We start from the raw sequence: 20,277 nt of genomic DNA on the forward strand, positions 1-20,277 counted from the left end.
GGAACTTGTTTCAGATTGCTCTTGGAAATTGAAACAACTTTGGCAGCTTTATTTCTTGCTGATCCTGAACCTTTGCTGAACCATCGCGAACCAGCACACGATGATCGAAGTGAAACTGCTTGCCCATCAACATGGCATTTTTGGGCAGAGCGCTTCACATCTGAAGAAAATCAACTATTTGACACTGATCTGGCAGATAGAATGCGCCATCGCGCCATGCTTTTCGTGAAACATTTCGCAAACTCCCCCAAAGCGAAACCACGTCATGCTGTGCCCCTGTCGCATTTCTTCATCCAACCCCTCGGGCGCGAGCATCTTTCGATACAAAAGAAGCGACCCAATGGAGGGAATGAATAAATGCGATATCAGTTCCATGCCACCTGTCGCGCCTCTGCGCAAGCGCCGAAATCAATGGGCATGATCATGGCAATCTTGGCTTGCCCGTCCCTTACCAGACACTGGTAAAACTGCTAGGCATGAACGACGTTACGTCGCTCACATGCAGAATATTCCGGACCTAAAAAAAATGACGATACAGCCAAATAACGCAGCCGCATTCGACAATCACATGCCGGATGTCCGTGCAATCCGTCATCACCTACATAAAAACCCTGAAATCGGGCTTTCAGAATTCAAAACGTCTGACTTTGTCGCGTCGCAGCTGGAAGCAATGGGATATGACGTGACCCGCGGGCTTGCCGGAACGGGTGTCGTCGCAACCTTGCGCAACGGCAATAGCAGCAAGACGGTGGGTATTCGCGCCGATATGGACGCCCTGCCGATTGTTGAAGAAACCGGTGCCGATTATGCAAGCGTCAATCCCGGCGTGATGCATGCCTGCGGCCATGACGGGCACACGGCGATGTTGCTGGGCGCAGCGCGGATCATCGCAGAGCGGCGTAACTTCGATGGCACCGTGCACCTGATCTTCCAGCCGGCAGAAGAAAATTTCGGTGGCGCCCGCATCATGATCGAGGACGGTCTGTTCGAGCGCTTTCCCTGCGACGCGGTCTTTGCGCTTCACAATGAGCCAAGCCTGCCCTTCGGCCACTTCGTGCTGCGTGAAGGGCCGATCATGGCTGCGGTGGATGAATGCAAGATCACCGTCAATGGCTATGGCGGCCATGGTGCGGAGCCGCAAGACGCGCTTGATCCCATCGTTGCCGGTGCCAGCATCATCATGGCGCTACAGACCATTGTCTCGCGCAATATTCACCCCTTGACGCCAACGGTCGTGACGGTCGGCGCATTTCACGCGGGTGTGGCAAGCAATGTCATTCCTGAAACAGCGGAAATGTTGCTGACCATCAGGTCCTTCGACGCTGCCGCGCGCGACGAGCTGGAAAAACGCATTCGTCTGATTGCTGAAGGGCAGGCCGCAAGTTACGGGATGGGTGTCACGCTCGATTACCAGCGTGGCTACAATCCCACGGTCAACCACAAGGCGGAGACAGATTATATTGTTGATCTAGCCACGCGATTTGCTGGAGCCGACAAGGTTATGGAAATGCCTCGGCCTACAATGGGAGCGGAGGATTTCGCCTATATGCTGGAACAGCGCCCCGGCGCTTACTTTTTCCTTGGTACCCAAAGGACCAAAAACGATCCTCCGTTGCATCATCCCAAATTCGATTTCAACGACGATATCCTGCCTGTCGGCACGGCTTTCTGGGTGGAACTGGTGGAAGATTTCCTCAAGGGAAATAGAGCTTGAGCAATGAGCACGGCTTCAACCCGGCCAAGCCTTCGACGAAGTCGTGCTCCCTGTCGTTCAAGCGCTTGAGTCTTAAGGCACCAGCCCAAGGATGACAGCGGCGACGAAGCCGAAGCACAGGCTGATGAGGACCGTGTGAACAACCGGCTGCCAGCCACGCGACGGCGTTGTTGCAGGGGTGAAATCTTTGATTTTTCCGGCTTTGGAATAAGACATAGAACCCTCCCTCGTTGATACACTATCGGCCATGCCGACCTTCATAACTTATGTCGAATATCGCCTTTTATGCTGACGTTCTGTAGAGATGTTTTTCCATATGTTGGCCACATCGGGGAAAATACTGATCGTTACATGCCTCCCAACGCGTAATGATCAACCCTCCTGTGCCAGCATCAACGCGCGGCGTGATTTCCGGTTCAATGTGAAAACCAATGGGAGCTGATTTGGTGGATATCGACGTTGTCGTCGTTGGCGCAGGGGTCATTGGGCTGGCAACCGCGAGAGCATTTGCGCAGGCGGGCCTGTCCACCGTCGTTCTGGAACAGGGCGATGATTTCGGCACAGAGACGTCTTCGCGCAACAGCGAGGTCATCCATGCGGGCCTGTATTATCCAGCTGGCAGCCTGAAAGCCAGATTGTGCGTCGAGGGCAGGCGGAAGCTTTATGACTTCTGCGAGAGCCACGGAGTTGGGTACAGGCAGTGCGGAAAACTGATCGTTGCGACTGAGGACGACGAGGTCCCGCTTCTCGATACATTGCTGGCGCGTGGCAGCCAGAACGGCTGCGACGATCTTCACTTGCTCGATGCGGCTCAGGCGCAAAATCTCGAGCCGTCGCTTTCGTGCCTCGCAGCGCTCTTTTCACCATCGACCGGTATCATCGATAGCCATGGCTACATGCTGGCGCTGCTGGGCGATGCCGAGGATGCCGGTGCCGCGATAGCCTATCAAACGCCCTTCATCCGTGCGGATAAAATTGACGGGGGCTTCAATGTGGAAGCTGGCGGTTGCCAGCCGATGCGTCTGACCTGTCGCATTCTCGTCAATGCGGCAGGGCTCCACGCTCCCCGGCTTGCCGGCGCGATCAACGGACTTCCAGCCAGTCACGTGCCGGTAGCGCGTTTCGCAAAGGGATCGTATTTTTCCCTGGCAGCAAGGTCGCCGTTTTCACACCTGATTTATCCGGCCCCGCAAAGTCATGGGCTGGGCGTGCACCTGACGTTCGATCTGGCAGGTCAGGCGCGCTTTGGCCCTGATGTGGAGTGGGTGGAGACCATCGATTATGCGGTCGATCCACGGCGCTCGGAAGGTTTCGACGAAGCCATCCGGCGGTACTGGCCAGGATTGCCTGATAATGCGCTGGTGCCTGCATATTCCGGCATCAGACCCAAGATTTCGGGCCCGGAGGACACCGCGATGGATTTTCGGATCGACGGCCCGCAAGTCCACGGTGTCGAGGGGCTTGTCAATCTGTTCGGCATCGAGAGCCCGGGACTGACCGCCTCTCTGGCCATTGCAGAAGAGGTCTATCGAAGGCTTTCCTAATGGCTGAAGCGGGAAAGCGCCTGCGCCATGATTTCGGGATCGACATTGCCGCCGGAGGCGACGGCAATGATCGTATCGCTCTTGAGCTCTGCTCCATGGAAGAGCGCTGCCGCGAGAGCGACGGCACCGCCTGGCTCCACAACCACCTTCAACCGCAGAAACGCCAGCACCATCGCGTGCAATGCCTCATCTTCGGTCACCGCAATGCCCGGGCCGCAATGGTGTGTCATGATTGGAAACGTGATGTTGCCGGGCTGAGGTGTGATGATGGCATCGCAAACAGAGCCGGACAGTTTCTCATTGCGTTCGATCCTGCCTGAGGCCAGAGAGCGGGCAACATCATCAAACGCCTGCGGCTCGCAGGTCCTGACCGTGTATCCGGGCGCCTTGGCACTGAGCGCAATGGCGGTGCCGGATGTCAGCCCGCCGCCGCCACAGGGCACGAGAACCTCGGCATTCTCGATGCCGAGTTCGCGGCCCTGTTCAGCGATTTCCAGACCCACCGTGCCCTGACCCGCGATGACCAGAGGCTCGTCATAGGGACGGATGAGCGTGAGGCCACGGTCCTTGGAAAGAGTGGCGCCGATGGCGTCCCTGTCATCTTTCGATCTATCGAACAGAACGACCTCGGCCCCATACTCTCGGGTGTTTTCGATTTTAATTTTTGGCGCGTCGTCAGGCATGATGATGACGGATGGAACGTCGTGCAGCGCTGCGGCAAGAGCCACGCCTTGCGCATGATTGCCGGAAGAGAAAGCGATGACGCCCCGTTTGCGGATCTCGGGGGCAAGCCCTGAAACGGCTGACCAGCCACCGCGAAACTTGAACGAGCCAGTGCGCTGAAGGCATTCTGCTTTTACCAGAATTCTGCGACCGGCAATGTCGTCCAGAAAGGGTGAAGACAGCAAAGGTGTGCGAATTGCTTCAGCGCCGATGCGTTCGCGCGCAGCCTCGATCATGGCGATGTCTGTCATCTCGTCTCCGACTTGCCGACTATATTCTGGAGCTAGGATAAGCAGGCATCGTGCATCTGAAAACCCCGGCCGTGGGCCGGGGTTGGTCTTTTTTGTGTCGGATCAGGCGAGTGTGTAAGCCGTCTTTACCGTGGTGAAGAACTCGCTGGCATAACGCCCCTGTTCGCGCGGACCGAAGGATGATGCCTTGCGGCCTCCGAAAGGAACATGAAAATCGACCCCTGCCGTTGGCAGGTTGACCATGACCATGCCGGCTTCCGCATTGCGCTTGAAATGGGTGGCGTGCTTCAGGCTTGTGGTCGCGATGCCTGATGACAGGCCAAAGGGCGTATCATTGGCAACCGCCAGCGCTTCATCATAGTCTTTCACCCGGATGACGGCGGCGACAGGTCCGAAGATTTCTTCCTGCGAGATGCGCATATCGTTGGTCGCTTCGGTAAACAGCGTTGGCTGCAGGAAGAAGCCAGGCGTTTCCCGCTTGACGAGATCGCCACCGAAGGCAACCTTCGCGCCTTCCTTTTTGCCGATTTCGATGTAGTCGGTATCCTGCTTCAGCTGTTTTTCATCAACGACCGGGCCGACGTGGGTTTCCTTGTCCATGGCGTGTCCGACATTGATCTTGGCCAGACGCTCCGTCAGGGCTGCAACGAACCGGTCGTGAATGCCCTCGGTCACGATGATTCGCGACGATGCGGTGCAGCGCTGGCCGGTGGAGTAGAAACCGGAATTGGCCGCAGCCTCCACGGCGACGCCAAGATCGGCATCATCAAGCACGACGAACGGATTTTTGCCGCCCATTTCCAGCTGGAACTTGCGGTTGAAAGGAAGCGATGATGCCGCCACGCGCTGGCCGGTGCCGGTGGAGCCTGTGAAGGTGATGCCTGCAAGATGCGGGCTGTCGAGCATCGCCTGCCCGACGATAGAGCCGCGGCCCATGACCAGATTGAGGACGCCCTTCGGCAGACCGGCGCGGTGCAGGATATCGACGATGGCCCAGGAGCAGCCGGGAACCAGTTCCGCTGGTTTGAAGACAATCGTGTTGCCGTAGCAAAGGGCCGGGGCAATCTTCCAGGCCGGGATCGCAATCGGGAAGTTCCACGGCGTGATGATGCCGATGACGCCGAGCGGCTCGCGGGTGACTTCGACGCCGATATTGGGCCGGGCAGACGGAATGACCTCTCCTGCCAGACGAAGCGCTTCGCCAGCAAAGAAATCGAATATCTGGGCAGCGCGAATGGTTTCACCAATGCCTTCTGCCAGAACCTTGCCTTCTTCTCGGGCCAGGAGCGCGCCAAGCTCGTCCTTGCGCGCCAGGATTTCGTCAGCGGTCTTTTTCAGGATCGCGTGGCGTTCCAGAATGCCGGATCGCGACCATGCCGGGAACGCGGCCTTGGCGGCGGCGATGGCGCGCTTCGCATCGTCGGCATTTGCCTGCGCATATAGGCCCACGATTTCCTTGGTGTCGGACGGATTGATGTTTTCCGACGTCTCGGCACCGATCCATTCGCCGTCGATGAGGTTCTGGTGGATGGTCATGAACTGTTCCCTTTCAAGTGAACCGGGCAGCTACGCGCCACCGTTCTGATGAGATTTGTGGATCGCCGCGTGTCAGATCGCATCCGCCCACGGTCGCTGCGATCTGTGATATGATCTGTTCAAGAAAATTGCCATATAAGAGATGTAACAAATTCTCTCAGGCAATAGAAATAACCGCGCAGAGTGGTGATGCGATCAGGCTCGGTGACTGTTGAGTTTTTCCAGATATATCAAGATACCGCTGTGGTCGACGTCGGCACCACCGTCATGAACGAACTCGGCAAATTCCTGGGTGATTTTCTGGGTGAGGGGTAGATCCAGCGATAGATCTTTCGCTGTCGCGAGCACGCCGTTCAGGTCTTTCAGTTGGAACTTTGATGGTCCGCCGGGCTCGAAATCGCGCTTTACCATGCGCTCACCGTGCAATTCCAATATGCGGCTTTCGGCAAATCCGCCGCGTATGGCATTGCGAAAACCTTCCCGCGATGCGCCTCCGGCTTCAACCAGCATCATGGCTTCGGCAACGGCGCCGATGGTGATGGCGACGATCTGCTGGTTGGCAAGCTTGCACAATTGCCCCGCGCCCGAGGGGCCGACATAGGTCAGCCGACCCATGGGCGCGAAAACGTCAGACAGAGTTGCGATAAGCTGCTCATCGCCACCCGCCATGATCGCAAGCGTACCCGCTTTCGCCCCAACAACGCCGCCTGAAACCGGGGCATCGATGTGATGAAGGCCGAGCTCTTCGAGTTTCTTTGCGTGAGCCCGTGCAATCGACGGGGCAATCGAGCTGCTGTCGATAATGATCGCGCCTTTTTCGAGCGCATTTGCCACGCCGGCACCGAATAGAACGTCGCCGACCGCATCGCCATCGCTCAGCATCGTCACGACGATGCTTGCGCCGCTTGCCGCCTCCGCCGCAGATGACGCGATAACCGCTCCTTCAGAGGCAAGTGCCTGGGCTTTTTCGGTGCTGCGGTTCCAGACACGGAGGCTGAAGCCTGCACCAAGAAGGTTTTTCGCCATTGGCCCGCCCATCAGGCCCGTCCCGATAAAGGCGATTACGCGGCTATTGTCTGTCGTCATGTCAATTCTCCTCCAACTGCTCCCCAATGTGCACAGAAAAAATCAGGCCGAAAGTGCAGTTTTTGAAAGGTTGGTTCGAGCAGAACGGAAGCTTGCAGCAAAGCCGCTGTTTTCACCGGGACTTGGTGTCGAAGGGGCAGTCCAGGGATTTCAAAGCCCGGCAGCTGAGTACCGCCGGGCTATAGGTCTCAGGCGCCTGTCACGCGGCTTCTTGCCTGTTCTGCCTGTTTTCGATGAGGTCATCGACGACGGCTGGGTCTGCGAGGGTCGAGGTATCGCCAAGCGCGCCGAAGTCGTCCTCGGCGATCTTGCGCAGGATGCGGCGCATGATCTTGCCCGAGCGGGTCTTGGGAAGACCGGGCGAGAACTGGATTTTGTCCGGCGTGGCGACAGGACCGATCTCGTTGCGCACATGCTTGATGAGTTCTGCCCGCAGCGCATCGTCACCCACCTGCCCCGCCATCAGCGTCACATAGCAATAGATGCCCTGACCCTTGATGGAATGCGGATAGCCCACCACGGCCGCCTCCGAGACCAGATTGTGCGACACCAGCGCCGATTCGACTTCTGCCGTGCCCAGCCTGTGGCCCGAGACATTGAGAACGTCATCGACGCGCCCGGTAATCCAGTAATAGCCATCTTCATCGCGTCGGCAGCCATCGCCGGTGAAGTACTTGCCCTTGTAGGTGGAGAAATAGGTCTCGACGAATCGCTGGTGATCGCCATAGACCGTGCGCGACTGTCCCGGCCAGCTGTCGACAATACACAGATTGCCATCGGCTGCACCTTCCAGCACCTTGCCCTCGGCATCGACCAGTTGCGGCTGCACGCCGAAGAAGGGTCGCGTGGCCGAGCCCGGTTTCAGGTCGGTCGCCCCCGGCAAAGGCGAGATCAGAATGCCGCCGGTCTCCGTCTGCCACCAGGTGTCGACAATCGGGCTCTTGTCCTCGCCCACCACGTGGTAATACCACTCCCAGGCTTCCGGATTGATCGGCTCGCCCACCGTGCCGAGAAGCCGAAGGGACGAGCGCGAGGAACGCTTGACGAACTCGTCGCCCGCGCCCATCAGCGAGCGCAATGCGGTTGGGGCGGTGTAGAAGATGTTGACCTGATGCTTGTCGATGACTTCCCAGAACCGGCCCTGATCGGGAAAGTTCGGCACGCCCTCGAACATGACGGTGGTGGCGCAATTGGCAAGCGGTCCGTAGACGATATAGGAATGGCCGGTCACCCAGCCGACATCGGCGGTGCACCAGTAGATATCGCCATCGTTGTAATCGAAGACATATTCATGCGTCATCGACACATAGACCAGATAGCCGCCGGTCGTGTGCAGCACGCCCTTGGGCTTGCCGGTGGAGCCTGAGGTGTAGAGGATGAACAGCGGATCTTCCGCCTTCATCTTTGCCGGCTCGCAATGGGGTTTTACCGAGGCGACTTCCTGATGGTACCAGAGGTCGCGGCCCGGCGCCCAGTTGGTCTTGCCGCCGGTGCGGCGCACCACCAGCACCTTGTTGACGATGACATGCTGGCGTGCGGCGATGTGGATGGCCTTGTCGGTGTTTTCCTTGAGCGCAATCGGCTTGCCGCCGCGCACGCCCTCATCGCAGGTGATGACGAAGGTCGACTCGCAGTCCACGATGCGACCCGCCAGCGCATCCGGCGAAAAGCCGCCAAAGACCACGGAATGCACCGCGCCGATGCGTGCGCAGGCCAGCATCGCATAGGTGGCTTCCGGGATCATCGGCATGTAGATGGTCACCCGGTCGCCCTTCTTGACGCCGTGCTTCTTCATCACATTGGCCAGACGGCACACCGCATCGTAAAGCTGGTTGTAGGTGATCTTCTTGTCGATATAGGGATTGTCGCCTTCCCAGATGATCGCCGTGCGCTCGCCATGGGTCTTCAGATGCCGGTCGATGCAATTGTAGGAGACATTGGTCAGCCCGTCCTCGAACCACTTGATCGGCACCTTGCCCTTAAACGACGTATTCTTGACCTTGGTGTAAGGCTTGAACCAGTCTATCCGCTTGCCGTGCTTGCCCCAGAACCCATCCGGATCCTCGACACTCTGCTCGTACCATCTCTGGTAACGCTCATTGTCGATCTTCGTGCGTATCTTGGCAGATTTCAAAACCGGGTAGATTTTGGCAGACATGATTTCCTCCTCAGGCCGCTTTATTTCACCTTACCGGGAGACTCCTTTTCCCCCAGTCATGTGTCAGATTCATAGCAGTTCGGCGACATCCGGCAATTAGACAATGGTCATTTGTCTTGCAAAGAATTGCAATTATGATGCAATCCGGTTATAGACCGCTCATATCCCGGAAATCAGTGGTTAACATCCACGGCCCGCGCCCCCGGAGCGGACGGACAGAAGGACTGTATCTATGGCTCAAACACTGCTTATGCCGAAAGCGACGGCCGTCTGGCTGGTGGACAACACCGCGCTGTCGTTCGATCAGATTGCTACGTTCTGCAAACTGCACCCGCTTGAAGTCAAGGCAATCGCCGATGGCGAAGCCGCCCAGGGCATTAAGGGCCTCGACCCCATTGCCACGGGTCAGCTTTCGCGTGATGAAATCGCGCGTGCGGAAGCCAATCCTGCTCACAAGATCAAGCTTTCCGAACCGAAGGTTCGCGTGCCTGAATCCAAGCGTCGCGGTCCGCGTTACACGCCGGTTTCCAAGCGTCAGGATCGCCCAAACGCCATTCTCTGGCTGGTGCGCAACCACGCTGAACTCAAGGACGCGCAGATTTCCCGCCTCGTCGGTACGACCAAGTCCACGATCGAACAGATCCGCGACCGCACGCATTGGAACTCGGCCAATCTGACGCCGATGGATCCGGTCACGCTCGGCCTGTGCAGCCAGATCGATCTCGACCTTGAAGTAGAGCGCGCATCGCGCGGTCGTCCGCTTCCAACGCAGGAAGAACTGGACGCGACCTTGCAGCCTGCTGCTGCTACCGAAAGCCTCGGCTACAACTATGAGCGTGAGGAAGAAAAAGAAATCGACGCCAACGCCGTATTTGCAAAGCTCAGCTCGCTCAAGTCTTCCCGCAAGGATGAAGACGAAGACGATAATTACTGATCTTTCCCTTCTTTATGCACTGACGAAAAAAGCCCCGTTATGCGGGGCTTTTCTTTGCGTGGAATTTCTAGAACGGTGATCAGGCTGTTTTCGCAGGCAGGGAAAGCACTGGCGCACCGGTCTTTTCATCGTCGTTCAACAGACCACTTGCCCTCAGAAGCGAGGAGAAGCGACCGCCGCGCATGCTCAGCTCGTCAAAGGTGCCCTTCTCGACAATCCGGCCATTGTCCATGAAGAGGACAAGATCGGCGTCGCGCACCGTAGACAGCCGGTGGGCGATGATGAATGTCGTACGGTCCTTGCGCAGGGCATCCACAGCGTCCTTGACGCGGGCTTCCGTCTCGACGTCGAGCGCGCTGGTTGCCTCGTCAAGAACAAGGATCGGCGCGTTCTTCAAAACGGCGCGAGCAATGGCGATTCGCTGGCGTTCGCCGCCGGACAGGCGGTTGCCGCGTTCGCCGACTTGCGTCATGTAGCCGTTCAGTCTGCTGTCGATAAAGTCCGTTGCTGCCGCAGCGGCTGCCGCCTGCGCGATTTCGTCGTCCGTGGCGCTGTCACGCCCCAGCCGGATATTGTCGCGGATGGAGCGGTTCAGCAGGCCCGCATCCTGGAAGACCGTGGCAATAGAATTGCGCAGCGACTGCCGGGTGACCGTCGAAATATCCGTGCCGTCGACCAGAATCTGGCCGCCATTCGGATCGTAGACGCGCTGAAGCAGGTTGATGAGCGTTGTCTTTCCGGCGCCCGTGGGGCCAACGATGGCAACGGTTTCGCCCGCGTTCGCCGTAAAGGAAACGTCGTGAACACCCTGTTTAGTATTGGCGAAACCGAAGTCGACATTCCGGAACTCGACCTTGCCGGAGACCTGGCCGAGTTCGACGGCGCCACTGGGTTCTTCACGCTCCTGGACGGAATCCTCAAGCTTGAAGAAGTCGATGAGTTTCGCACGCGCCTCGAAAATCTGCGTCGCGAAAGCGCGCATCTGGTCAAGACGGCCGATGAGAAGATTGGCAAAACCGATGAAGGCAATGACGTCACCGACCTTCAGCTCGCCGTTCTTGACGAGGATCGTACCGATAATCAGGATCACCATCATGGAGAGTGTGGAAGCCGTGCGGTTGAGCGCGCTGGCGAAGGCCCACCAATCGAGAACGGGATATTGCGCGCTCAGCAACCTTTCGGTGAAAGATTTTAGCGCCTTTGTCTCTGCTTCGATGCGATTGTAGCTATGCAGGACGGACACATTGCTGATCGAGTCGCTCACATGCGCAAACACGGAGTGATAGTGCTCCTCGACAGAGGCCTGGCCTTCCTTGGTGCGCTCCATCACCCATTTGCCGATGAACCAGTAGACGGTGCCCAGCGCCATGAGTACGCAGCTGAGGCGGAAGTCCATCGAGATGGCGGTCGGGATAAGCAGGATCAACGCCACGAATGTTGCCAGATGCGTGCGCATGAACTCCAGCCAGAGACCGAACAGGGTCTCGCTGGCTCGCAACAGCGTATGCAACGCATTGGAGGTGCCGCGCTGGTGGTGCCACGAGAGCGGCATCGAGATGATGCGACCGAAGGCTTCCGTTAACAGGGATGCACGGCGCCCGTGGGCAAGGCGGTCGGCCTCTCGCGCCACGGCGACATAGGCAACCGTGTTGAACACACCGAAGGCGGCCCAGAGAATAAGGATGTTTGTCGCGTCCGAACCCGACGATATTGCGTCGATGATACGACCGAACAGAACGGGCTCAGCGATGGTGATTGCTGCCAGAATGATGTTTGCGACAACGACGATGGTGACACGCCACTTGTTGTTGGCGAGATAACGCAGGGCGCGTGTATAAACCTGAAACAGTGTCAATTCCCAAATCCCGTCTTCATGTCCGCAGCGCCGGATCTCCAGCGCCTTTTAACTGCAGTGCTTTCAATGGCGATGCAGATTAAGCAAGTCTTTGTTTTATCGCTTTTTCCACATGAATGCGGGCTTAACGGAGCGGCTGCACGGATCAACTTCTCTAAAAAATATTCATTTCGGGATTGCAGGAGCCGCGCTTGAATGCCATTCAAGATTTCGCGGTATGGTTTTAATCATCGATTACCTTTTAAGGTATAACCTCTAACGGGCGCGTCATACACGTTGCTCGGCGTCGGGAGAAAATATCATTTTAGAGCGCGTCGACGAATGTCTAGTTTCTTCCAAGGTTTTCGGCTCCATGCACGATGTGTTTCAGTTTTTGACCCTGTGCAAAGAGGCGAGAACGAAGGAAAAATTTCTTTCATCTTTCCATGATGTTACCCGTCGAATGGGGTTCAATTTCTATCGGATCGTTCGACGCGATGAAGAGGATCTGACCTTCACGGGAACAGTCCTTGCGGAATATCTGCCAAATGGTTGGAAAGAGTTTTATCACGCCAAGAAATATTACGAAATAGATCCGGTAAAGCGTACGCTCGGCCTGTTGCATCAGCCGTTTCGTTGCCGTGACGTTGTGGGTCTTCTGCCGCACGCAACGCAACGCAAGCGCGCGTCCAAGCTGTTTCAGGATGCTGCTCGCTTTGGCCTGCGCGATGGCTTTGGTTTTCCGATTCATGGTCGAAGCGGTTTGCTCGGAGGCGTTTTCGTGCTCGGTGAGGGGCGCCATTTTTCAAAGCAGGAACTGACTGTCGCTGACATGGCAATGCGTGCGGCTTTCTGGAAAGTGCTGGAATTCTCCGGTCAATCGGAAGAGCTTCTGTCATTTCCCGACCTGACTGTCACGCAGCTGACACGGCGCGAGCTGGATGTGCTGACGCTTTTGGCCCAAGGCAAGACATCGCCGGAAATCGGTAAAACCCTGTCCATATCCAGCCACACCGTCGATTGGTATATAAACGGCATCCAGCGCAAGTTCGACGCTCGAAACAGGCAGCATGTCGTTGCACTTGCCCTTCGTCACGGCATCATTTCCTGAACGATCAAAAGCGGCCAGTCGTACGCAGACTGGCAAAAACGCCCTTTCCAAGCGCGAAGTTTACTGCTTAATTTCGCGCTGCAGCATATATGTGTGCTTGTCTGGTTTGGGAGGCCGTCTTGAAAATATCGAAAATCCTTGTCGCCAATCGTTCAGAAATCGCGATCCGCGTGTTTCGTGCTGCCAATGAACTTGGCATAAAAACGGTTGCCATCTGGGCGGAGGAAGACAAGCTTTCGTTACATCGTTTCAAGGCGGATGAGAGCTATCAGGTCGGCCGCGGCCCGCATCTGACCAAGGACATGGGGCCGATCGAAAGCTACCTGTCGATCGAGGAGGTCATCCGGGTTGCCAAGCTTTCGGGCGCCGATGCCATCCATCCCGGCTATGGTCTATTGTCGGAAAGCCCGGAATTTGTAGAGGCGTGCAACGCGGCCGGGATCATCTTCATCGGCCCGACGGCAGATACGATGCGCCGTCTTGGTAACAAGGTGGCTGCGCGAAATCTTGCCATCTCCGTCGGCGTGCCCGTCGTTCCCGCCACCGAGCCGCTACCGGACGATATGGCCGAAGTCGAGCGGATGGCCGAAGAGATCGGCTATCCGGTCATGCTCAAAGCGTCATGGGGCGGCGGCGGTCGTGGCATGCGCGCCATCCGCAAGAAGGAGGACCTGGCGCGCGAGGTGACCGAAGCCAAGCGCGAGGCAAAGGCTGCCTTCGGCAAGGACGAGGTCTATCTCGAAAAGCTGGTGGAACGTGCTCGCCACGTGGAAAGCCAGATTCTCGGCGACACCCACGGCAATGTCGTGCATCTGTTCGAACGCGATTGTTCTATCCAGCGCCGGAACCAGAAGGTGGTCGAGCGCGCTCCGGCACCCTACCTTTCCGAAGAGCGTCGGCAGGAACTGGCGAATTACTCGCTCAAAATCGCCGGGGCCACCAATTATGTCGGTGCGGGCACGGTCGAATACCTGATGGACGCCGACACCGGCAAGTTCTATTTCATCGAGGTCAATCCGCGTATTCAGGTCGAGCACACGGTGACCGAGGTTGTGACCGGCATCGACATCGTCAAGGCGCAGATTCACATTCTTGAAGGTGAAACGATCGGGACGCCGGAATCTGGCGTGCCAGCGCAGAAGGACATCCGCCTCAACGGGCATGCGCTTCAGTGCCGCATTACCACGGAAGATCCGGAGCACAACTTCATTCCCGATTATGGCCGCATCACCGCCTATCGCTCGGCTTCGGGCTTCGGTATTCGTCTGGATGGCGGCACGTCCTATTCGGGCGCGATCATCACCCGCTATTACGATCCGCTGCTGGTCAAGGTCACGGCCTGGGCGCCGCAGCCGGATGAGGCTATCGCGCGAATGGACCGCGCGCTGCGTGAGTTCCGTATTCGTGGCGTTGCAACGAACCTGACCTTCCTTGAGGCCATCATCGGCCATTCGAGTTTCCGCGACAACACCTACACGACGCGCTTCATCGATTCGACGCCGGAACTGTTTGCGCAGGTCAAGCGCCAGGACCGCGCCACGAAGCTGCTGACCTATCTTGCCGATGTGACCGTCAATGGTCATCCGGAAACGAAGGGTCGCGTGAAGCCTGCAGCCAATGCGCCCGCACCCATCGTGCCCTATATCGACCAGCCGACGCCTGACGGAAGCAAGCAGCTTCTCGACAAGCTTGGACCAAAGGGTTTTGCCGAGTGGATGCGCAATGAAAAGCGCGTGTTGGTCACCGATACGACGATGCGCGACGGCCACCAGTCCCTTCTCGCAACCCGCGTCCGCACCCATGACATAGCCCGCATCTCCAGCGTTTACGCCAAGGCCCTGCCGCAGCTTCTGTCGCTGGAGTGTTGGGGCGGCGCGACATTCGATGTATCCATGCGCTTTCTGACCGAAGACCCGTGGGAGCGTCTGGCGCTGGTGCGTGAAGGTGCGCCGAACCTTCTGCTGCAAATGTTGCTGCGCGGGGCCAACGGCGTTGGCTACAAGAACTATCCTGATAATGTCGTCAAATATTTCGTCCGTCAGGCGGCAAAGGGCGGCATCGATCTGTTCCGCGTCTTCGACTGCCTGAACTGGGTGGAGAATATGCGGGTGTCGATGGATGCGATTGCAGAAGAGAACAAGCTCTGCGAAGCGACCATCTGCTACACGGGCGATCTGCTGAATTCGGCCCGTCCGAAATACGATCTGAAATACTACACCAACCTCGCCGTCGAGCTCGAGAATGCGGGCGCCCATATCATCGCCGTCAAGGATATGGCAGGATTGCTGAAGCCAGCTGCCGCACGGGTTCTGTTCAAGGCGTTGCGTGAAGCGACCAGCCTGCCGATCCATTTCCACACGCATGATACGTCCGGCATCTCGGCCGCAACCGTGCTTGCGGCGGTGGAAGCCGGTGTGGATGCCGTGGACGCGGCGATGGATGCGCTTTCGGGCAATACATCGCAGCCATGCCTTGGCTCTATTGTCGAGGCACTGAAAGGCACCGAGCGCGATACGGGTCTTGATACGGAATGGATCCGTCGCATTTCCTTCTACTGGGAAGCGGTGCGTGGCCAGTATGCCGCCTTTGAGAGCGATCTCAAGGGACCGGCGTCGGAAGTCTATCTGCATGAAATGCCGGGCGGCCAGTTCACCAATCTCAAGGAGCAGGCCCGCTCGCTTGGGCTGGAAAGCCGCTGGCACGAAGTGGCGCAGACCTATGCAGACGTCAATCAGATGTTTGGAGATATCGTCAAGGTGACACCATCGTCCAAGGTGGTGGGCGACATGGCGTTGATGATGGTTTCCCAGGATCTGACGGTGGCCGATGTGGAAAACCCGGATAAGGAAGTCTCCTTCCCGGACTCGGTCGTCTCCATGCTGAAGGGTGATCTCGGCCAGTCGCCGGGCGGTTGGCCTGAGGCCTTACAGAAAAAAGCGCTTAAGGGTGACAAGCCCTACACCGTGCGTCCGGGCTCGCTTCTGGCCGATGCCGACCTCGAAGCAGAGCGCAAAGAGATCGAAACCAAGCTTGAGCGCGCCGTCGATGACTTCGAATTTGCATCCTATCTGATGTATCCGAAGGTCTTCACTGACTTTGCACTGGCTTCGGAAACCTATGGTCCGGTTTCGGTGCTGCCGACCCATGCTTACTTCTACGGTATGGAAGACGGCGAGGAACTGTTTGCAGATATCGAGCGCGGCAAGACGCTTGTCGTCGTCAACCAGGCATCATCAGGCACCGACGACAAGGGCATGGTCACCGTCTTCTTTGAGATCAACGGCCAGCCGCGCCGCATCAAGGTTCCGGATCGTGCCCATGGTGCCTCCGGTTCTGCCGTGCGCCGCAAGGCAGAACCCGGCAATGCCGCCCATGTGGGCGCACCGATGCCGGGTGTCATCTCCCGCGTCTTCGTCAATCAGGGACAGGATGTAAAGGCAGGCGATGTGCTGGTTTCCATCGAAGCGATGAAAATGGAAACGGCGCTTCACGCAGAGCGCGACGGCAAGGTGGCCGAAGTGCTGGTCAAGCCCGGCGATCAGATCGATGCCAAGGATTTGCTGGTCGGCTTTGCCGACTGATCCGGACTGCGCAAATGCAAAAGCCCACCGAGAGGTGGGCTTTTTTATGGGCTGCCGCTTTGCGGATCGAAGCGGGACGCTTACCGATTAGCCGTTTTGCGTGAGCGGCGAGATCAGCACTTCGACGCGGCGGTTCTGGGCGCGGCCATCGGCAGTCGCGTTGGAGGCAACGGGCTGCGATGGGCCGAAGCCCATGGTCGAGATGCGGCGTTGGTCCACACCGCCACGTTCACCGAGATAGTTGGCAACGGACGCTGCGCGGCGCTCGGACAGGCCCTGATTGTGCGCCAGGCTGCCCGTGGAATCCGTGTGGCCGTTGATGTCGATATAGGTCTTGTTGAACTTGTTCAACACGATCGCAACCGAGTTCAGCGTCGGGTAGAATGGCGGGATGACTTGATCCTGATCCGTGGCGAAGGTCACGTTGGATGGCATGTTGAGAACGATGCTGTCGCCACGGCGTGTCACGGAAACGCCTGTTCCCTGAAGCTGCTGGCGAAGCTCTGCCTCCTGATTGTCCATGTAACCGCCGATGGCGCCACCGGCCAGAGCGCCGATACCCGCGCCGATCAGGGCATTGCGGCCCTTGTTGCCGCCACCAATGGCAAGGCCGCCAACAGCGCCTGCGAGTGCGCCAAGACCAGCGCCTCCAGCCATGTTGGACACCTTCTGCTCACCCGTATATGGGTCAGTGGTGGTGCAGGCGGAAAGATAGGTCGCGCAGATGGCGACAATCGCGATTTTCTTCAGCATGGAATCAGTATCCCCGTCATTTCGCTCGCCGTTCCTTTAGCAAGAAATACGGCAATAACAAGGTGGAGGGCCCGGTCCAACGGTGCCCTCTCAAACAGCTGATCAACCGAGCGATGGCTGGTGTGATGGCACGCTTTTGACAGCCGTGGCTACCGTTGCGACAACCATCAGCCCACCGACGACGGTGATGTGTTCGAACGCAAACATCATTTCCATAAATGCCTTTTCACCGGTCATTTGCCAGAATGCGTGTGCGATCGGGATCGTCATGATGGTGAAGGCAGCAAGGGCTCCGGCACCAAGCCAGACGTGCCTTCCAGAGATAACCAGTGCCGAGCCAGTCAGTTGCACAAAAATGACAGCCATCGCCATCGGTGCCGCAGGCAGGACGCCAAAATGCTCCATTTCAGCGACTGCAGCCTGAAAATCAAAGAGTTTTGCAAGCCCGCTCGACCAGAAAATGAAGGTGAGCAGAATGCGGGAAGCCAGTGCGAACACCGGCGAAAATCGGATCTTCTCTATCATTTGGATGGCTCCTTCACGCGTTATCAGGAACAGGAATGTGGATACCGAATTGCGCGGCAGTCTGAACGATTGCTGCAATGTCGGGTGCCTTCATCTCGGGAAACTGCGTTGTGCCAGATGGAAGCGGGTCTCCAGTGGTTTCAAAGAAAGCTTCGTGCAGATCGCCGGGGAAATTGATCAGCAACATGCGTGACGGCGTATCGGCAATATTGCGGAAGCTATGCATGGACCCCGGGGCAACGTGAATGAAGGCGCCGGGGCCACAGTGTCTGACATCGCCGTCCACTGTGATCTCGTAAAGTCCATCAAGGACAAGGAATGCCTCCTGATCCGTCTGGGTGTGCGGAGGCGGCCCCGCGTTCGGTGCCGTCAGCACCTCAATCACCGTAAAGTTCTTCCTCGTGTCGTTGTAGCGCGCGCGGAAAGTGAGAATGTTACCAAGGAAATGAACAGTCAGGGGTGAAGCATTCGCTGCATGAGATAAGCCTGCGGAAATTACGGACATCTCTTGTACCTCTAGATGTTTATGATACAATAACTCGTAATGAGATATATGTCTCATAATGAGGTTTGAATGAGCAGTCAAGATAGAAGTTTCGAGCGGGTCAATCAGAAGCGAAGAACCCGAGCTGAGTTGTTGCGTTCAGCACGTGCGATCATAGAGGGGGGAGGCAACCCGTCCGTGCCCGATGCGGCAGATGCGGCAGGCATATCAAGGGCTACAGCGTACCGCTATTTTTCCACAGCGGACGACATGATCAGGGAGGCCGTGCTCGACGGTGTTGCAACTGGCATAGGGGTGGAACGCCCCGCAAACGACGCGGATGACGAGACGGTTGGCCTGTTACTCGACAAGCTTGTGTCAGATGTTTTCGGAATGATCCTCGAAAACGAAGCGGTTTTCAGGGCCATGCTCGGCACCTCTGTAAATGGCCAGAACAAAAACCGCCGGGGAGGGCGCCGTATTTCGTGGCTGAGGGATACGCTGAGCCCTCTTGAGGATCGCTTGTCCCAAGCCCAGTTTCAGCGGCTCGTCCATTCGCTTTCTCTCGTTCTGGGTATCGAGTCTGTCATCGTCATGCGTGACATTTGCGAACTTGAGCCGAAGGACGCCGAGCAGGTGCTTCGCTTTACGGCGAGAGCTGTCCTCGCAAGCGCCTTGGCTGACCCGGATCGCAAAGCATCATGACCGGCACCATGTGCCGCGTCAGATATTGTCCCCGGTTATGCCCGGGGACTTATTCGGCGGCTGTCTTTCGGCCAAAGCGCTTTTCGATGTATTCCGCAACCAGATTCTCGAAGTCCTTGGCGATCTCCGGGCCCCGCAAGGTCATGGCTTTCTCGCCATCGATATAGACGGGTGCTGCCGGATTTTCTCCGGTTCCGGGAAGTGAAATGCCGATGTCTGCATGTTTGCTCTCGCCAGGTCCGTTGACGATGCAGCCCATGACCGCGACGTTGAGAGCCTCGACGCCCGGATACTTGTCGCGCCAGATCGGCATGTTCTTGCGCAGGTCGTTCTGGATGTTCTGCGCCAGTTCCTGGAAGACGGTCGATGTGGTGCGCCCGCAGCCCGGACAGGCGGCAACGACAGGAACGAACTGCCGGAAGCCCATGACCTGAAGCAATTCCTGCGCAACCTGCACTTCGCGCGTCCGATCGCCATTCGGCTCAGGCGTCAATGAAACGCGGATCGTATCGCCGATGCCATGCTGCAGCACGTAGCCCATGGCGGCAGAAGATGCGACGATGCCCTTTGAGCCCATGCCTGCCTCGGTCAATCCGAGGTGAAGCGCATGGTCGGAGCGGGCGGCCAGCATCGAATAGACGGCGATGAGGTCCTGGACCTGGCTGACCTTGGCAGACAGAATGATACGGTTGCGCGGCAGGCCGATATCTTCAGCCATTTCAGCCGAAATCAGCGCGGACTGGACAATCGCTTCGCGCGTCACCTGACGGGCGGAAAGGGGGAACCCCTCCTCCTTGTTCTTGTCCATCAGGGTCGTCAGCAATTCCTGATCTAGCGAACCCCAGTTCACCCCGATTCTGACCGGCTTGTCATAGCGGATGGCCATTTCGACGATATCGCCGAATTGCTTGTCCTTCTTGTCCTTGAAGCCGACATTGCCAGGATTGATGCGGTATTTCGCCAAGGCTTCCGCGCAGGCCGGATGATCGGCCAGCAATTTGTGGCCGATATAATGGAAGTCGCCCACCAGGGGCACGTCCATGCCCAGCCGCAGAAGACGGTCGCGAATTTTTGGAACGGCAGCTGCGCTTTCGTCGCGGTCGACGGTGATACGCACGATTTCTGAGCCGGCGCGGAAAAGGGCAGCAACCTGCTGCACTGTCGCATCGATATCGGCGGTATCGGTATTGGTCATGGACTGCACGACAACCGGCGCGCCGCCACCGACAATAACGCCGCCGACATCGACAGCAACGGAAGCGCGGCGCGGCGTGGGATCGAAGTCGGCGTGTGACGTCATTTTTTTCTCGGGCGATTGCGGTAAGTCTAGTCTCAGGT

General features: G+C 57.7%; 17 protein-coding genes. 7 read left to right on the forward strand and 10 right to left on the reverse strand.

Annotation, left to right across the window (positions count from 1 at the left end; translation table 11 throughout):
* Nucleotides 1-21: 21 nt before the first annotated feature.
* Nucleotides 22-357 carry a hypothetical protein gene (locus QRN85_RS19715; protein ID WP_284759834.1) on the forward strand — a complete coding sequence of 112 codons (336 nt, stop codon included), beginning with the start codon at nt 22-24 and terminating at the stop codon, nt 355-357.
* Between the two features lie 169 nt (nt 358-526).
* The gene (locus QRN85_RS19720) at nt 527-1,714 is read left to right on the forward strand and encodes a M20 aminoacylase family protein (protein ID WP_284759835.1); all 1,188 of its coding nucleotides are present in this window, start codon (nt 527-529) and stop codon (nt 1,712-1,714) included.
* Nucleotides 1,715-1,786: 72 nt separating this feature from the next.
* Here QRN85_RS19720 and QRN85_RS19725 read toward each other — a convergent pair whose 3' ends face one another.
* Nucleotides 1,787-1,930: a hypothetical protein gene (locus QRN85_RS19725; RefSeq protein WP_162928033.1), complete on the reverse strand. Its 144-nt coding sequence runs from the start codon at nt 1,928-1,930 to the stop codon at nt 1,787-1,789.
* A 227-nt stretch (nt 1,931-2,157) separates the two neighbouring features.
* On the opposite strand from QRN85_RS19725, the gene QRN85_RS19730 reads away from it, so the two are divergent.
* Nucleotides 2,158-3,258 (forward strand): NAD(P)/FAD-dependent oxidoreductase, encoded by a 1,101-nt coding sequence (locus QRN85_RS19730; protein WP_284759917.1) that lies wholly within the window; start codon nt 2,158-2,160, stop codon nt 3,256-3,258.
* Here QRN85_RS19730 and QRN85_RS19735 read toward each other — a convergent pair.
* From QRN85_RS19735 to acs, 4 genes are all read right to left on the reverse strand, one after another.
* Nucleotides 3,255-4,232 (reverse strand): threonine ammonia-lyase, encoded by a 978-nt coding sequence (locus QRN85_RS19735; protein WP_284759836.1) that lies wholly within the window; start codon nt 4,230-4,232, stop codon nt 3,255-3,257. The genes QRN85_RS19730 and QRN85_RS19735 overlap by 4 nt on opposite strands.
* Nucleotides 4,233-4,334: 102 nt before the next feature.
* Nucleotides 4,335-5,768, reverse strand: a complete 1,434-nt coding sequence (locus QRN85_RS19740) for an aldehyde dehydrogenase family protein (protein WP_062589113.1) — start codon at nt 5,766-5,768, stop codon at nt 4,335-4,337.
* 195 nt (nt 5,769-5,963) lie between these two features.
* On the reverse strand, nt 5,964-6,854 hold the full coding sequence (locus tag QRN85_RS19745) for an NAD(P)-dependent oxidoreductase (RefSeq protein WP_284759837.1): 891 nt from the start codon (nt 6,852-6,854) through the stop codon (nt 5,964-5,966).
* A 199-nt stretch (nt 6,855-7,053) separates the two neighbouring features.
* Entirely contained in the window at nt 7,054-9,012 is a 1,959-nt protein-coding gene (gene acs / locus QRN85_RS19750) for an acetate--CoA ligase (protein WP_284759838.1), read from the reverse strand.
* A gap of 232 nt (nt 9,013-9,244) precedes the next feature.
* Here acs and QRN85_RS19755 point away from each other — a divergent pair, with 232 nt between their 5' ends.
* Nucleotides 9,245-9,946: a DUF1013 domain-containing protein gene (locus QRN85_RS19755; protein ID WP_062590216.1), complete on the forward strand. Its 702-nt coding sequence runs from the start codon at nt 9,245-9,247 to the stop codon at nt 9,944-9,946.
* A gap of 79 nt (nt 9,947-10,025) precedes the next feature.
* On the opposite strand, the gene QRN85_RS19760 is transcribed toward QRN85_RS19755, so the two are convergent.
* Complete coding sequence (locus QRN85_RS19760; RefSeq protein ID WP_062590217.1) at nt 10,026-11,801, reverse strand: glucan ABC transporter ATP-binding protein/ permease; 1,776 nt, start codon at nt 11,799-11,801, stop codon at nt 10,026-10,028.
* Nucleotides 11,802-12,153: 352 nt separating this feature from the next.
* Here QRN85_RS19760 and QRN85_RS19765 point away from each other — a divergent pair, with 352 nt between their 5' ends.
* The gene (locus tag QRN85_RS19765) at nt 12,154-12,891 is read left to right on the forward strand and encodes a helix-turn-helix transcriptional regulator (RefSeq protein WP_082469815.1); all 738 of its coding nucleotides are present in this window, start codon (nt 12,154-12,156) and stop codon (nt 12,889-12,891) included.
* A gap of 119 nt (nt 12,892-13,010) precedes the next feature.
* The gene (gene pyc, locus QRN85_RS19770) at nt 13,011-16,472 is read left to right on the forward strand and encodes a pyruvate carboxylase (protein ID WP_284759839.1); all 3,462 of its coding nucleotides are present in this window, start codon (nt 13,011-13,013) and stop codon (nt 16,470-16,472) included.
* 87 nt (nt 16,473-16,559) lie between these two features.
* Here the strand turns inward: pyc and QRN85_RS19775 are convergent, their stop codons facing one another.
* The 3 genes from QRN85_RS19775 to QRN85_RS19785 form a co-directional block, all read right to left on the reverse strand.
* Complete coding sequence (locus QRN85_RS19775; RefSeq protein WP_062590221.1) at nt 16,560-17,225, reverse strand: YiaD family glycine zipper/OmpA-like lipoprotein; 666 nt, start codon at nt 17,223-17,225, stop codon at nt 16,560-16,562.
* Between the two features lie 102 nt (nt 17,226-17,327).
* The gene (locus QRN85_RS19780; RefSeq protein ID WP_284759840.1) at nt 17,328-17,750 is read right to left on the reverse strand and encodes a DoxX family protein; all 423 of its coding nucleotides are present in this window, start codon (nt 17,748-17,750) and stop codon (nt 17,328-17,330) included.
* A gap of 13 nt (nt 17,751-17,763) precedes the next feature.
* Complete coding sequence (locus QRN85_RS19785) at nt 17,764-18,255, reverse strand: cupin domain-containing protein (protein WP_284759841.1); 492 nt, start codon at nt 18,253-18,255, stop codon at nt 17,764-17,766.
* A gap of 69 nt (nt 18,256-18,324) precedes the next feature.
* On the opposite strand from QRN85_RS19785, the gene QRN85_RS19790 reads away from it, so the two are divergent.
* Nucleotides 18,325-18,939 (forward strand): TetR/AcrR family transcriptional regulator, encoded by a 615-nt coding sequence (locus QRN85_RS19790; RefSeq protein WP_284759842.1) that lies wholly within the window; start codon nt 18,325-18,327, stop codon nt 18,937-18,939.
* A 49-nt stretch (nt 18,940-18,988) separates the two neighbouring features.
* On the opposite strand, the gene ispG is transcribed toward QRN85_RS19790, so the two are convergent.
* A complete protein-coding gene (ispG, locus tag QRN85_RS19795) occupies nt 18,989-20,239 on the reverse strand; it encodes a flavodoxin-dependent (E)-4-hydroxy-3-methylbut-2-enyl-diphosphate synthase (protein ID WP_062590227.1) in 1,251 nt (416 codons plus the stop codon).
* Nucleotides 20,240-20,277 lie beyond the last annotated feature (38 nt).

The organism is Agrobacterium sp. fls2-241-TYG-188a (assembly GCF_030209845.1).

Excerpts from the sequence above, each read along its gene's own strand:
- QRN85_RS19780 (WP_284759840.1), bottom strand. The coding sequence starts at position 17,750 with ATGATAGAGAAGATCCGATTTTCGCCGGTGTTCGCACTGGCTTCCCGC.
- QRN85_RS19755 (WP_062590216.1), top strand. The coding sequence starts at position 9,245 with ATGGCTCAAACACTGCTTATGCCGAAAGCGACGGCCGTCTGGCTGGTG.
- QRN85_RS19790 (WP_284759842.1), top strand. The coding sequence starts at position 18,325 with ATGAGCAGTCAAGATAGAAGTTTCGAGCGGGTCAATCAGAAGCGAAGA.
- QRN85_RS19745 (WP_284759837.1), bottom strand. The coding sequence starts at position 6,854 with ATGACGACAGACAATAGCCGCGTAATCGCCTTTATCGGGACGGGCCTG.
- QRN85_RS19735 (WP_284759836.1), bottom strand. The coding sequence starts at position 4,232 with ATGACAGACATCGCCATGATCGAGGCTGCGCGCGAACGCATCGGCGCT.
- acs (WP_284759838.1), bottom strand. The coding sequence starts at position 9,012 with ATGTCTGCCAAAATCTACCCGGTTTTGAAATCTGCCAAGATACGCACG.
- QRN85_RS19785 (WP_284759841.1), bottom strand. The coding sequence starts at position 18,255 with ATGTCCGTAATTTCCGCAGGCTTATCTCATGCAGCGAATGCTTCACCC.
- QRN85_RS19740 (WP_062589113.1), bottom strand. The coding sequence starts at position 5,768 with ATGACCATCCACCAGAACCTCATCGACGGCGAATGGATCGGTGCCGAG.
- ispG (WP_062590227.1), bottom strand. The coding sequence starts at position 20,239 with ATGACGTCACACGCCGACTTCGATCCCACGCCGCGCCGCGCTTCCGTT.
- QRN85_RS19725 (WP_162928033.1), bottom strand. The coding sequence starts at position 1,930 with ATGTCTTATTCCAAAGCCGGAAAAATCAAAGATTTCACCCCTGCAACA.
- QRN85_RS19720 (WP_284759835.1), top strand. The coding sequence starts at position 527 with ATGACGATACAGCCAAATAACGCAGCCGCATTCGACAATCACATGCCG.
- QRN85_RS19775 (WP_062590221.1), bottom strand. The coding sequence starts at position 17,225 with ATGCTGAAGAAAATCGCGATTGTCGCCATCTGCGCGACCTATCTTTCC.
- QRN85_RS19765 (WP_082469815.1), top strand. The coding sequence starts at position 12,154 with ATGCACGATGTGTTTCAGTTTTTGACCCTGTGCAAAGAGGCGAGAACG.